The following is a 14663-nucleotide window of genomic DNA, read 5'->3' on the forward strand; positions in this document are numbered from 1 at the left end:
ACCTAAATTGGTATGCAGACATATTTTACAAAGAAAGTCTAATGAGCACAGTGGTACCCAAAGGTTTTCCTGTTTCATCTGTTTTATCTATGATTTGATATTCTTTAATGCTGTTTCCAAGCGCTTTCAATCTAAGTGCGGTAACTTCCATTCCTCTTGACTTTTTCTTTCGTAATGATCCTTTATTTTTTTCTAGGGAGGCTTTTCTTCCTATACCATTGTCATCCAAAACACACAATATAGTTTCACCCTGTTTTTTAAAACTGATGGTAAGGATTCTTTCCCCTTCGGATTTTGGCAGCAGCCCGTGGATTATTGAGTTTTCCACAAAAGGTTGAAAAGTCATGGACGGGATTTCGATCGAACAAGTATCAAGATTATCTTCCACTTTGATTTGATAAGAAAAGTTGTCATCGAAACGTAGGGATTCCAAAGCCAAATAGTCTTCGAGCATATTTATTTCTGTGTCTAAAGTAACAAGCGGATTGATTGATCCCTCTAAAATATTACGTGATAAATGACTGAACTTGGAAAGATATTTTAACGAAGACTTAATATCTTTTTTTATGATCAAATTCTGAATGGAACTTAAGGCATTAAAAATAAAATGGGGGTTTATTTGTGCCCTAAGTGCTTTGTTCTTTGCTTCCAGCGCTTTTTGTTGGAGAAGAAGGTTTTCCCGAAATTCTAAGTGTACTTTATAATTAAGGCCTATGGTAAAGATCAAAATCTCCAAAGAACACCCTATAAGCAAATAATATCTGCTATCAAGAAGAAGCCCATCATCGGGGTTGGCATGATAGACATGCAGCATGTAGGATATCAAGAAACTAAAAGAGGCCAAAACAACAAAATGTGCCAAAATATTCTTAGCATGGAAGCCAACATATAGCAAACCGATTATACAGAGCCCAAAGACAATATGCATAAAATTTGAAATAATATAATTTAAGCCGGCCATGTAGTCAAGAAAATAGAAGAAAACTAGGACTACAATAGGCAAAAAAATCGACCCCATGATCGCATACATTAAAGAATGCAGTTTGGGATAATCTTTTTTTGTGCGCAGATAATAGATAAAAAACATGCCATAGGAAAAATTGGCCAGCAAAATGGAACCCTGTGAAAACCAATGCTGTAGCAATCTGTTTTTACCAAAAACAAAGTCATATATACTCAGAATATCCCCTGAAACATAAAAGAATAGAATAAAAATGTAGATTGAGTAGAATAGAAACTCAGGTTTTTTAAGATAGAAATAAAAGCTGATTGTGGACAACCAAATAATCAAACAAGCTCCTGTAAAGGCGTAGTATGGCCATAATCTTTTTAAATCATTTATGGTCAAATTGGACATAGAGGATGAAGGCAATATGCTAAAAGTCCAGTTATTCAATCTTTCATTAAAGGTAATGCGACGAATTTTGAGATATAGATATCTTTTATCGATCAAATTATGCGGTGTAATCGGGGTTTCCGAATAATAGTTAGTTAACGGTAATTCCTTTGCTTCGGTATAATCATCAAAAAGGCCAATCGCTTTTGTCGAAATAGTATTGCTGTCCTGATAATACAAATCCCCAAAATCGAAAGAATTGAATTTGAGATACAAGATTGTGTCTTTGTCAATTGACTGGAGCTTATCCTTAAAATCCAGTTCAATCCAGTAAATATTATCGCGATGCGTTATTTCCGAAGAGTCAGGATTCTTAAACCTACCCTCTGCTAAAATTTGAGAAAAGGTTGTAGAGACATTTTCGCTTTTTAAAACCTTAAACGAAATATGCCTTTCTTTTTGAGCCACGCCCTGTGCCATGAGAGTAAGGCTAAAAATCAAGAATGTCGTCTTTAAAATGTTCTTCATTTGGACGAATTATGGCATCTAGTAAAGCTCCAAAAATTTCTTAATATATATCAAAACACATAAATTCGATAATCAACTATTCAGAAATTGCCTTTAAGATAAAAAATTAAAAACTTTACTTTTGGCAAATGCTTGGAATAATCAAAAATGTGGGGCATTGGCTGTATAGGGTTTGGTTCTATATTTTGGTAGCTGTTCCTATTTTTCTGTTTTTCCCTTTTTTACTGGCCACCACAATTACCGAGAAGACCTATCCGCAATTTTTCTGGTTGGCCCGAAATTTATGGGCCCGTCCCATTTTGTACGGTATGGGATGCATACCTAATGTTGTGCGCGAACAACGGATGGATAGGGGGAAGAGTTATATGTTGGTGGCCAACCATACCAGTATGCTCGATATTATGTTGATGCTCCATGTAAGTAAAAACCCTTTTGTTTTTGTGGGCAAAAAGGAACTGGTAAAGATTCCCATATTTGGATTTTTCTATAAAAGAGTTTGCATTTTAGTGGATAGAGACAGTGTTAAAAGCCGCACAGGGGTGTATCGAAGGGCACAAAGGCGATTAGATCAAGGTCTAAGTATCTGTATTTTTCCAGAAGGGGGGGTGCCTGACGAAGAAGTAGTTTTGGACAGTTTCAAGGACGGAGCATTTAAAATGGCCATAACCCATAAAATCCCGGTGGTGCCGATGACTTTTTATGATAACAAAAAGAGGTTCTCATTTACTTTTTACAGTGGCGGACCTGGTAGAATCCGGGTACGGGTGCATCAATTTTTTGAAACCGGGATCTTGAGTCCGGAGGATACATCTACTTTAAGGGAAGAGGTCCGGGATGTTATATTTACGGAACTGATTTGAGTTAATCCATTGCATTTTCCGATTTAGCAAGGTTGGGCAGTTGTAGAACAATATGTTCTATATCTGTTCCATTGTCGAAGGAGCTCGTGGTCTCATGGAAAATTTGATACCCTTTTACCGTGTTCAAAAGTTCAATCTGCTCTTTCCAATTTATCATATTTTTACGGTACCAATGATTGTTTGGAGACTTGGAATCCAGTCCTTTACAATGATATTCAACATCAAAAGACACCGTATTTTCCAAGGTTTTTATCCCAACCTTAAAATGCTGGTCGGTAACTCCATTTATAATGGATTGTTCCACAATATTCTCAATGAGCATAAGCATAACAAAAGGAGGAATGGATGCTTCTTTTGAAATAATAGTATTTTTTTCCATGGAGATAGTGTAGTCGAAAGAATCATCATATCTCAGTTTTTGAAGTTTTAAATACCAGTTCAACATGTCGACCTCGCTGTACAAAGAAGCTGAGTCTTGACCTATCTGTTTTAAATAAAACCGGACAAGTTTACTAAATGTGGAAAAATAATCAAGGGCCAACTTGGTATTTTGTGTAGTAATAAAGTACTGAATGGCATTTAATGAATTGAATACAAAATGTGGGTTCAGTTGCGAATTCAATGTTTTTAACTTTAGCTCGAGTATTTCTTCCCTTATCTCGATAAGCTTACGCTGTTTTTCCAGCAATTGTCTATTGGTGCGCACACTTCTAATTTTTATGGCACAGATAGATGCAATGGCGGATAACATTCTTAAATGGCGATCTGTAAAAAAACCCTTTTCAGGATGTTCACAGTCTATCACGCCATAAATTTCATTTTCGTATTTAATGGGAACACAAATTTCTGAGTGTCTAAAACCATCATCCACTATATATCTCGAATCCTGTGTGGTGTCGAGAATCAGTTCGGGTAAACCAGTGATTGCTACACTCCCGGTTATGCCCTCTCCTACCGCAATTTTTACAGGATTGTACAATGTTTGGTCTTTTGGGCTTTTTGGCCCGTATGCCGCTTTCTGAATCAGCATTTTTTGGTCAGGTTCAACCAAATAGATCACACAATCGACAAACCCCAATTTGGAAATGCAGTTTTTTGCAACATCCCAAAGGATATCTTCTTCTTTTTCCATTCCCATAACAGATTTGGAAAAATAAATAAGGATGTCCTCAAATTGTTCAGCATTCACATTATCAGGGGGTTGGTTCGTATTTTGCTGCTTAATGTAAGAAAAATATGCGAATTTATGGCCTAAAAAACGCTCCCTGAGAAGGAAGCGCTTAATAAATTGCTTAAAGGAGCAATTATCCTAACCAACTTCTTTATGCTAAAACCTAAAACTAAAACCACTATAAACACCAATGGAGTAGGGCTGGAAATTACCCGAAACATTGGAAAAGGTGTTTAATTGATATTTAAAAACAGGCTCTATATTTATTTTGATTTTTTTGGAAAATCTATAATTGAGCCCCATACCCACATTGGCACTAAAATTCAGCGAATTTATATTGTTGGCCTCACCTACCTCCGTTACCAAATCATTGGATTCCAACAACACTGAATTATCTACCAAAAACAGCGAACTAAAGCCCCCGATCAGATCAACACCGAATTTATTGTCCAAAAGAGCATAATTTATCTCCAAAGGAACCTCTATGTAGCCCAACTGTTGCACCATTTTACCGTCGAGAGAAGGAAGGCTGTTCAGTGCTATTTCTTTAGCTGTCACCGAAGGTGAACTTTTTTTGATCTCCCTACTTTCAACTATTATGTTTGTTTGGCTTGGATTGTAATCAATATTAGCGATTTTGTTCGTTGCTGCAGCGTTTAAGGTGGAAGAGAAAAGAACATCGTTGGTGCTGTACCCGAAATTAACGCGATGTACCCCGGAACGTATTTTTAACTTTTTTCCCATTTCGTAGGCAACGGTAAGTCCATAACTTAGATTAAGGTTTCCCGATTTTGAATTGGAAGAAAAGTCGGGGCCGATTGGGGAGCCATCACCAGAAGCATCAAAATAAACTGGTGCCAAAGAAGGACCAACGGACCATTTGCCAGCGTTGTTGTTGGCAACAGCCTTATCTAGATCTTCTTGTTCTTTAATAGCATCATAAATGGATTGTTTTTCCATCTTATCCGTTTCTACTTCGGTAGACACAATTGCTTCCTCTGAATTGGGAGTAGTTGGAATAGACTGCTGCTTATCAGTAGGTTCTCCGTCAAGTTTATTGGAGGCCAAGACCGCATTGCTTTCTGATACTGTTCCACTGCTTTTTGAAAATTTGGGTTCCGATGGGGCCAAATTATTTTCAGGTACATTATCTGCTACAGTGAAATTGTTTTTGGTGGCGGAAGTGGGCAATGAGCTCGAAGCTGTATTTGCTTTATTGTTAGAAGGCTTGGAATTACTGTTCTTTTTGGAGTTTTCCGTATCTGCTAAAACTTTGTCGTCAAGCGTTAAATCAGTACCAGGAGAAAGAGATGGTTTATTGAAAGTGTCGGTATCCACATCCTTTTCGGCATTGGTTGGAGAGGAGGGGTCGTCCTCGACATTTGTAATGATTTGTTGCTCTGCCGGTTCACCGGCAAATGGATCGATAACGAACAATACGACCACCAAGGCAGCGGCAACACCGCCTAGGTACCACCAAATGGGCACGATCCGTTTCTTCTGTTTTTTGTTGTCCAAAGAGGATTCAATGGCACTCCATACTTTTTGGTCCGGAATTTCTTGATAGTCCCGAAACTGTTCTTTGAACAATTGCTCTAAATTCTTTTTCCCCATGGTCTGTCTATTTAAGCAATGTTGATCTTGGTTTTTTCTATTTTATCTCTCAAAATGGCCTTGGCCCTCGCCAAATTCGATTTTGAGGTTCCTGTTGAGGTTCCCAATAGCTCACTAATTTCTTTGTGGCTATAGCCATCCAATACATAAAGGTTGAATGTTAACCGGTATTTATGCGGCAATTCCTGAATGTATCCCAAAAGTGTGGAGAGGCTGACATCGGTAGCCTCGGTGTCCACCTCGACCTCATCTTCTGTGTTTTCCGAAACCACATTGAGGTGTTGATCCTTTCGATACTTTTGAAGAACTGTGTTTACGGTTATTCTTTTGATCCACCCTTCAAAGGACCCTTTAAAATTGAACTGCCCTATTTTCTCGTAAATGGTCATAAAACTGTCGTGCAGATTATCTTCCGCCTCGGTTTTGTTCCGGGAATATTTTAGGCACATACCAAATAGGATGCTGGAATACCTTCGGTATAACTCAGCTTGCGCCTGCCGATTCCCTTTTTTACAGTTATGTATCAGTTCTTCAAGATCCAAATGTTGGTCAATTCTGGATTCGTATTTTTACTTTTGCGTGGATTCCGTTGCTACAGGAACTGTATATTCCAAATAGGTCGGGTTCCCCTCGGCATCGTCTCCCGCATAAAACCTAAAGGTATAATCTTTGTTGTAAATTACATTAAACGTTAATGTGGCCATTACTTCTTCAACAGCTTGTGTACACGCTCTGTTTTCGTCGGTGAGTACGGATCCGATCACCACCACATCGCGATCGGTCATTGCGGTCTGCACCACATCGAACCCTTCAAAAAATGTACAGCCATTAGGGCGTTGGTAGGTTATGTCGATGTCGTAAGTTCTACCGTATTCGAAAGATTCGGGCACATCGGCCTCTATCGTATGAAGCGCGGTAAAGTAAAAATTGGGGGAATCATCGTCCACTTCACAGGAAACGAACCATGAGCATGCCACAAATAATACAACGGGCATTAACACTTTTTTCATATCAAAAATCCTTTTTCCCTTAGATGTGCGGTACAATCAAGGGTTGCGTAGGATTTTCATAACCAAAAGTTAATCTGCCCAAAAAATCGATTAAAAGCTTATTCGCTTACTGCGGCAATGGCTTCCCGTATTTTTTCTTCCAATTCTTCGGACAGTTCGGGGTTGTCCAATAGTAATGTTTTGACCGCGTCCCTGCCTTGTCCCAATTTGGTGTCTCCATAACTGAACCAGGAACCGCTTTTCTTTACAATTTCGTATGCTACGCCCAGATCGAGTATTTCGCCGATTTTTGAAATACCTTCTCCGTACATAATATCGAATTCGGCGGTTTTAAATGGAGGTGCCACTTTGTTTTTTACCACTTTTACCCGGGTCTTGTTCCCTTGGACTTCGCCATCGGTACTCTTAATTTGGGTAGACCTTCTAATATCCAAACGCACCGAAGCATAAAATTTTAGGGCATTCCCACCGGTGGTAGTTTCGGGGTTGCCGAACATTACCCCGATTTTTTCCCGCAACTGGTTTATGAAAATTACGGTACACTTGGTCTTGCTTATGGTTGAGGTAAGTTTTCTGAGCGCTTGGGACATTAATCGTGCATGGAGCCCCATTTTTGAATCGCCCATTTCCCCTTCAATTTCGCTTTTTGGAGTTAAGGCCGCTACGGAATCCACAATCACAATATCAATGGCGCCGGAACGGATAAGGTTATCGGCTATTTCCAAGGCCTGTTCCCCATGATCGGGTTGTGAGATGATCAAATTATCGATATCCACCCCCAGTTTTTTCGCATAAAAACGGTCAAAAGCATGTTCGGCATCGATAAAAGCGGCAATGCCACCGGCCTTTTGAGCTTCTGCGATCGCATGCAAGGTCAAAGTGGTCTTACCGGATGATTCCGGACCATATATTTCAACAACCCTTCCTTTTGGGTAACCACCGACCCCGAGTGCAATATCCAGACCTAACGACCCTGAAGGAATAACCTCGACATCTTCAACAACACTGTCCCCCATTTTCATAACGGCACCTTTCCCGTAGGTTTTGTCCAATTTATCTAGTGTAAGTTTGAGGGCTTTTAATTTTGCTTCTTTCTCTTTGCTCATGGTAAAAATTGTTAGGAAGGCTAAAATACCATTTCTTTCTACATGCCACAAAGACGACGCAACCTTTTTAATAACAATGCATCTTGGGTGTACTAACTCATCTTTATAGAGCTTTATTTAGCTCAGAATTGCTAGAAAAGAAAATTTAGTTGTGAAAAAGAAAAAGTGAATTAAGGGGGCCTAATGGCCCTTTTGATTTACTGTTCTTTTCAATCCCTATCTTTGCAAAAAATTTAAAGGACCATTCTTTAACTTAATCAGGTATAGCATGCAACTGTACAATACATTAAGTGCAAAAGAAAGGGAAGCTCTTATTGAGGAAGCCGGCAAGGATAGGCTTACGATCTCTTTCTATAAATATGCACATATAGGGAACCCTCAAATTTTGAGGAACCATCTTTTTTTGGCTTGGAACGATATGGATGTTCTTGGCCGCATTTATGTCGCTCACGAAGGGGTCAACGCCCAGCTTTCGGTGCCGGCAGAGAATTTCGGGATTTTTAAGGAGCATTTGGACAGCATTTCTTTCTTGGAAAATGTACGCTTGAATATTGCCATTGAACAGGACAATAAATCTTTTTTAAAACTCAAGGTAAAGGTCCGCAAAAAGATTGTGGCCGATGGCCTGAACGACGACACTTTTGATGTCACCAATAAAGGAGTCCATGTAGGAGCAGAGCAATTCAACGAACTTATTGAGGACGAAAATACTGTGTTGGTGGATATGCGCAACCACTACGAAAGTGAGATAGGCCATTTTAAGAATGCCATAACTCCAGATGTAGACACCTTTCGAGATTCACTCGATATTATTGAGCAAAATTTAGCTGAGCACAAGGAGGATAAAAAACTTGTGATGTACTGCACGGGAGGTATCCGCTGTGAAAAAGCCAGTGCCTACTACAAACACAAAGGTTTTAAAAATGTGTACCAACTAGAAGGCGGGATAATCGAATACACCAGACAAGTGCGCGAAAAGAACTTGGAAAACAAATTTCTCGGTAAGAACTTTGTTTTTGACCATAGGAGGGGCGAACGAATTTCTGACGAAGTGATAGCGCACTGCCACCAATGCGGAAAACCTTGCGATACCCATGTGAACTGCGCCAACGAAGCATGTCATTTATTGTTTATTCAATGCGAGGAATGTGCCCAAGAGATGAACAATTGTTGTTCCGTGGAATGTAAAGAAGTGCATGCGTTACCTTATGAAGAACAAAAACGTTTGCGAAAGGGAAAGGGCGCCAGCAACAAAATATTTAAAAAAGGACGTTCCCCTGTGTTGAAATACAAGAAGTAGCATTTCCCTGCTGCCACAAATTGTACTATATTTACAATGAGTAATTTTTATGAACCCTATTTAAGGAGATGGTTCAAATTTCCTTAAATCAAGATATTAAATATGGCGTGTAGCAGTTGTTCAACCGGCAAGGATGGACAACCGCGTGGTTGCAAGAACAATGGAACTTGCGGCACAGATGGTTGTAACAAGCTAACAGTCTTTGATTGGCTTTCCAATATGTCGTTGCCCAACGGTCAAAAACCCTTTGATTGCGTTGAGGTACGTTTTAAAAATAGCAGAAAAGAATTTTATCGGAACTCGGACAATCTTCAATTGTCCATAGGTGATGTTGTGGCCACTCAGGCCAAGTCCGGTCACGATGTTGGTGTGGTTACATTGACCGGTGAACTGGTGCGTATTCAAATGAAACGCAAAAAAGTATCGCCAGAGGACAAGAATATTCCAAAGATCTATAGAAAAGCTTCACAAAGGGATATTGATATTTGGCAAAAATGTAGGGACAAGGAAGAAGAAATCAAAAAGCGTTCCCGTGAGATTGCCATATCGCTTAAACTGCAGATGAAACTGAGCGATGTGGAGTTCCAAGGCGATGGTTCCAAAGCTACCTTCTATTACACGGCCGAAGATCGTGTGGACTTTAGACAATTGATCAAGGACATGGCCAAAGCCTTTGGTATTAGAATAGAGATGCGCCAAATCGGCTACAGGCAAGAAGCACAACGTTTGGGAGGAATCGGTTCTTGTGGTCGTGAACTTTGCTGCTCCACTTGGTTGACCGATTTTAGATCGGTGAGTACGGCCTCTGCGCGATACCAGCAACTGGCCTTGAACCCCCAAAAATTGGCAGGTCAATGTGGCAAGCTAAAATGTTGTCTCAACTATGAGCTCGACATGTATCTCGAAGCCCTAAAAAACTTTCCTTCGTCGGACTGTAAGCTAAAAACAAACAAGGGCCTGGCCTTTTGTCAGAAAGCAGATATTTTTAAGGAAAAGCTTTGGTTTTCATACAAGGACGAACCTGCAATTTGGCACACTTTGACCAAAGATCAAGTGTTGGAAATTTTGGAACTGAACAAAAAAAATCAAAAAGTGGCAAGTCTCGAGGAGTATGCTGCCGACAATGTGATCGAAGAGAAAACAACCTTCGAGAACGTGGTCGGTCAAGACAGTCTCACCCGATTCGATAGGCCCAAAAAGAAAAAACGAAGAAATAAAAAGCGAAGAAAGCCAAAACCTAAAGCATCATCCAATGCGAAATAAAATTTTGTTGCTTCTTATTGCAGTAGTGACCCTATCTTCTTGCAATGAGTTGTTGGTGTATTCCGATTATCGGCCGATCAAGGAAGGAAAGTGGGAGCTCGATAAAACAGTTGATTTTCAGTTTTCCGAACTGGACTCCACACAGACCTATAACCTGTTCATCAATATTAGAAATGATGATTCTTATCCTTTTAGCAATTTATTCTTAATTACCGAGTTAGAGTATCCCAACGGCAACACAATTAAGGATACGTTGGAATATAGAATGGCGGAACCCAGTGGAGAATGGTTGGGAAAGGGAATGGGAAGCGTAAAGGAAAATAAACTTTGGTACAAGGAAATGATCGATTTTTCGGAATCTGGCGTATATAAAGTGAATGTTTCGCACGCCATGCGCAAAAATGGCAATGTGGAAGGACTCCATATTTTGGAAGGAGTAACCGATGTTGGTTTGGAAATAGAAAAAGCACCCAAATAATAATGGCAAAAAAGCGTCAAAAAAAACAGCAACAAAATTTTCGACCTTTTATTAAGTGGTTTTGGATTGTATTCGCAATAGGAATACTTTCCGTTGTTCTTATTTTTCAATTGGCCTCTTGGGGCGCGTTTGGCGAAATGCCCACTTTTGAACGATTGGAAAACCCCGAGACCAATCTGGCCACGGAGTTTATCTCATCGGACGGCGAGACCTTGGGTAAGCTCTATTTGGATGACAACCGTACATGGGTGGATTATGAGACCTTGCCTCAAAATATTGTCGATGCCCTTGTCGCAACAGAGGATGCCAGATATTATGAGCATTCCGGTATCGATGCCAGGGGATTTGCCAGAGCATTGGCCTATCTGGGATCCAAAGGAGGTGCAAGTACCATTTCTCAACAATTGGCACGTCAGCTTTTTGTGGGGGTAAGATCCAGAAACCTTTTCGAAGCCGTTACCCAAAAAATAAAGGAGTGGGTCATAGCCACCCGTCTGGAAAGGAACTATACCAAAGAGGAGATCATAGCCATGTACTTGAACATTTATGATTTTAACTACAATGCCGATGGTATCCGTTCCGCGGCCAGAATCTATTTTGGAAAAGAACCAACAGAGCTAAAAACAGAAGAATCTGCCGTTTTGGTAGGAATGCTCAAAAATTCATCGCTATACAATCCCATACGAAGAGAAGAATTGGTGTTCAACCGAAGAAACACCGTGTTGGGCCAAATGGCAAAATATGGATACATCTCGGAAAAGGAGAAAGACTCACTCCAAAGCTTGGAGATGAAAATCAATTTTAACCCAGAATCACACAGGGAAGGATTGGCCACCTATTTTAGAATGTACATGCAACGCTGGTTGAACCGATGGGTAGAGGACAACCCAAAGCCCGATGGTGAAAAGTATAATATCTATTTGGATGGGTTAAAGGTTTACACGACCGTAGATTCCAGAATGCAAAAAAATGCAGAAGAAGCGGTACAGGAACACATGAAAAACCTTCAGGCCGAGTTCTTTAACCAAAATACGCCCGAGCGCAACCCTACTACACCATTTTTGGACATCAGTAAAGGCGCTGTGGACACCATAATGCGAAATGCCATGAAACGCTCTGCAAGGTGGCGTCATCTAAAACGCGAGGGACTGTCGGATAAAGATATTGAAGCCACTTTCCACAAAAAGGCGGAAATGACCGTGTTTGATTGGAACAGTGATTCCTACGAGAAGGATACCATAATGACCCCACTGGACTCAATCAGGTACTATAAAACCTTTTTGCGAACCGCGATGATGTCCATGGAGCCACAAACTGGTCATGTAAAAGCATGGGTCGGAGGAATAGATTACAAGCATTTCCAATATGATAATGTGATACAGGGAGCAAGGCAAGCAGGTTCTTTGTTCAAGCCTTTCGTGTATGCAGCGGCCATTGATCAGTTGCGTTATTCGCCTTGCTATACCTTGCCGGACAATCAGTATAGTATTGAACCAGGAAAACACGGAAACATGGAAGCCTGGACCCCAAAAAATGCCGATGGCAAATACTCTGGGGAAGATATGACGCTAAAGAACGCTCTGGCGAACTCGGTAAACACAATAACAGCTCAACTTATAGATAGAGTGGGCCCGGGTGCGGTGGTTTCAATTGCGAAAAGCATGGGGATTACCAAAGAAATTCCCGAAGTGCCTTCCATTGCGCTGGGAACACCGGATGTATCCGTTTATGAAATGGTAGGGGCCTTTGGAACATTTGCCAATCAAGGTGTGTACGTTAAGCCCGTAATGGTTACCCGTATAGAAGATAGGAATGGAACCGTGCTTTATGAATATACACCAGAAACTAAGGATGTGCTGAGCAAAGATGTGGCCTATGCAGTAGTTAACCTATTGCAAGGCGTTACCGAAGCCGGCTCGGGCGGAAGGTTAAGGCACACTTATGGGGTCAACAATACGGTTTACAAAGAAGTTGTAACGGGTTATCCATACAAGCTGTATAATCCCATAGCTGGTAAAACAGGGACCACACAGAACCAAAGTGATGGTTGGTTTATGGGAATGGTACCCAACTTGGTGACCGGTGTTTGGGTAGGAGGAGAGGAAAGATCTATCCATTTCAATCGTTTGGCTTACGGTCAGGGTGCTGCGATGGCATTGCCTATTTGGGCCTTGTACATGAAAAAGAATTATGCCAACGAAGAACTCGGAGTGTCGCAAGATGCATTTGAAGAGCCGGAGGACTTATCCATAAATGTGGATTGTTCCAAGCAAAAAGAAGAGGAAGATATAGATACTGACGACGATTTGGACGATTTGGACTTCTAACCGAAAATAATTTAAAAGAAAGCCCCAAGCATATCATAATTTGCTTGGGGCTTTTTTATTTAAATCGTAATTTCAGGCAATCATAAATACGAAATGCATGATCAATAAAACAGTTGCGAATGTTACCGAAGCTTTACAAGGTGTTAAGGACGGTATGACATTTATGTTGGGCGGATTTGGCCTATGTGGCATTCCGGAAAATGCAATTGGCGAACTGGTACGTTTGGGCATTAAGGACATTACCTGTATCTCGAACAATGCCGGTGTAGATGACTTTGGACTTGGCCTGTTGTTGCAAAAACATCAAATTAAAAAAATGATATCTTCCTATGTAGGAGAGAATGATGAGTTCGAACGTCAAATGCTCAGTGGAGAGCTCGAAGTGGAATTGACACCACAGGGCACCCTGGCAGAAAAATGTCGGGCAGCACAGGCTGGATTCCCTGCGTTCTATACTCCGGCAGGTTATGGTACCGAAGTTGCCGAAGGAAAGGAAACTAGGGAGTTCGATGGCAAAATGTATGTGCTGGAACCCGCCTTTAAGGCCGATTTTTCATTTGTGAAAGCTTGGAAAGGCGATGAGGCGGGAAACCTTATATTCAAAGGAACCGCAAGAAATTTTAATCCATGCATGTGTGGAGCTGCGACCATTACCGTCGCAGAAGTGGAGGAGCTGCTTCCTGCAGGAAGCTTGGACCCTAATCAAATCCACATTCCGGGAATATTTGTACAACGAATCTTCCAAGGTGAAAAATTTGAAAAACGAATTGAACAAAGAACCGTAAGACAGAAAGCATAGTTATGTTGGAAAAGAATGGAATTGCAAAACGCATCGCAAAAGAGGTCAAAGACGGGTATTATGTGAATCTAGGGATTGGAATCCCAACCCTGGTGGCCAATTTTGTACGCGATGATATCAGTGTAGAGTTTCAAAGTGAGAACGGTGTACTCGGTATGGGGCCTTTTCCTTTTGAAGGAGAGGAAGATGCCGATATCATTAATGCAGGAAAACAGACCATTACCACATTGCCCGGAGCTTCATTTTTTGATTCTGCGCTTAGTTTTGGAATGATTCGTGGACAACATGTACACCTCACCATTCTTGGAGCTATGGAAGTGGCCGAAAACGGGGATATTGCCAATTGGAAAATTCCCGGTAAAATGGTCAAGGGAATGGGAGGAGCCATGGATTTGGTGGCATCGGCGGAAAATATCATCGTAGCTATGATGCATACCAACAGAGCAGGGGAATCAAAACTATTAAAACGCTGCACACTGCCGTTGACAGGTGTAGGATGCGTAAAAAAAATAGTGACCAACCTTGCGGTGCTCGAGGTGACGCCAAAAGGGTTCAAATTATTGGAGAGGGCTCCCGGTGTTTCGGTGGAAGAAATCAAGAAAGCTACTGAGGGAGAGTTGATTGTGGAAGGAGATATTCCCGAAATGAATATTTGAATCGAATCAATCGCAATTTTACAACAAAAAAAAGAGATTACACAACAATAGTTTTTACAGGCAGTTCATCGATTATATATTTGGTTATATCGAAATTTTTACCCAAATTAACACCGTTAAAACCTATTGACCATGGCACTAAAATCAAACACCACGATGAACGAGAACGTACAAGTTTACAGAAACGATTTTTTTACAGGTTTTATGTTATTGAT

The 14663-nt window shown here is 40.7% G+C and carries 13 protein-coding genes; 7 read left to right on the top strand and 6 right to left on the bottom strand.

The genetic code is table 11. From position 1 onward, the window contains the following. Positions 1-25: 25 nt before the first annotated feature. A complete protein-coding gene (locus ABTP35_RS07125; protein ID WP_293297866.1) occupies positions 26-1864 on the bottom strand; it encodes a histidine kinase in 1839 nt (612 codons plus the stop codon). A 128-nt stretch (positions 1865-1992) separates the two neighbouring features. Between ABTP35_RS07125 and ABTP35_RS07130 the strand changes: the two genes are divergently transcribed. Beyond that, positions 1993-2724 carry a lysophospholipid acyltransferase family protein gene (locus tag ABTP35_RS07130; RefSeq protein ID WP_293297863.1) on the top strand — a complete coding sequence of 244 codons (732 nt, stop codon included), beginning with the start codon at positions 1993-1995 and terminating at the stop codon, positions 2722-2724. Position 2725: 1 nt separating this feature from the next. Here ABTP35_RS07130 and ABTP35_RS07135 read toward each other — a convergent pair whose 3' ends face one another. The 5 genes from ABTP35_RS07135 to recA form a co-directional block, all read right to left on the bottom strand. Beyond that, entirely contained in the window at positions 2726-3856 is a 1131-nt protein-coding gene (locus ABTP35_RS07135) for a histidine kinase (RefSeq protein WP_293297860.1), read from the bottom strand. 195 nt (positions 3857-4051) lie between these two features. Continuing rightward, positions 4052-5509, bottom strand: coding sequence for an outer membrane beta-barrel protein (locus tag ABTP35_RS07140; protein WP_375334505.1), 1458 nt, complete (start codon positions 5507-5509; stop codon positions 4052-4054). Between the two features lie 11 nt (positions 5510-5520). Next, positions 5521-6051 carry an RNA polymerase sigma factor gene (locus tag ABTP35_RS07145; RefSeq protein ID WP_252081060.1) on the bottom strand — a complete coding sequence of 177 codons (531 nt, stop codon included), beginning with the start codon at positions 6049-6051 and terminating at the stop codon, positions 5521-5523. Positions 6052-6078: 27 nt separating this feature from the next. Next, the gene (locus tag ABTP35_RS07150; RefSeq protein WP_293297852.1) at positions 6079-6519 is read right to left on the bottom strand and encodes a hypothetical protein; all 441 of its coding nucleotides are present in this window, start codon (positions 6517-6519) and stop codon (positions 6079-6081) included. A 98-nt stretch (positions 6520-6617) separates the two neighbouring features. Further along, positions 6618-7625, bottom strand: a complete 1008-nt coding sequence (gene recA, locus ABTP35_RS07155; RefSeq protein ID WP_224835903.1) for a recombinase RecA — start codon at positions 7623-7625, stop codon at positions 6618-6620. 268 nt (positions 7626-7893) lie between these two features. On the opposite strand from recA, the gene ABTP35_RS07160 reads away from it, so the two are divergent. From ABTP35_RS07160 to ABTP35_RS07185, 6 genes are all read left to right on the top strand, one after another. Continuing rightward, positions 7894-8925 carry a rhodanese-related sulfurtransferase gene (locus tag ABTP35_RS07160; protein WP_224835902.1) on the top strand — a complete coding sequence of 344 codons (1032 nt, stop codon included), beginning with the start codon at positions 7894-7896 and terminating at the stop codon, positions 8923-8925. Positions 8926-9027: 102 nt separating this feature from the next. After that, positions 9028-10188: a regulatory iron-sulfur-containing complex subunit RicT gene (locus tag ABTP35_RS07165; RefSeq protein WP_224835901.1), complete on the top strand. Its 1161-nt coding sequence runs from the start codon at positions 9028-9030 to the stop codon at positions 10186-10188. Beyond that, positions 10178-10666, top strand: coding sequence for a gliding motility lipoprotein GldH (locus tag ABTP35_RS07170; RefSeq protein ID WP_224835900.1), 489 nt, complete (start codon positions 10178-10180; stop codon positions 10664-10666). Before ABTP35_RS07165 ends, ABTP35_RS07170 begins: the two co-directional genes overlap by 11 nt. Positions 10667-10668: 2 nt before the next feature. Then, complete coding sequence (locus ABTP35_RS07175; protein WP_293297842.1) at positions 10669-12993, top strand: transglycosylase domain-containing protein; 2325 nt, start codon at positions 10669-10671, stop codon at positions 12991-12993. 97 nt (positions 12994-13090) lie between these two features. Continuing rightward, entirely contained in the window at positions 13091-13792 is a 702-nt protein-coding gene (locus ABTP35_RS07180) for a CoA transferase subunit A (protein WP_293297839.1), read from the top strand. A 2-nt stretch (positions 13793-13794) separates the two neighbouring features. Further along, positions 13795-14448, top strand: a complete 654-nt coding sequence (locus ABTP35_RS07185; protein WP_252081065.1) for a 3-oxoacid CoA-transferase subunit B — start codon at positions 13795-13797, stop codon at positions 14446-14448. The last annotated feature ends 215 nt before the right edge of the window (positions 14449-14663 follow it).

The organism is Flagellimonas alginilytica, from assembly GCF_042134605.1.
GTDB lineage: Bacteria > Bacteroidota > Bacteroidia > Flavobacteriales > Flavobacteriaceae > Flagellimonas > Flagellimonas alginolytica.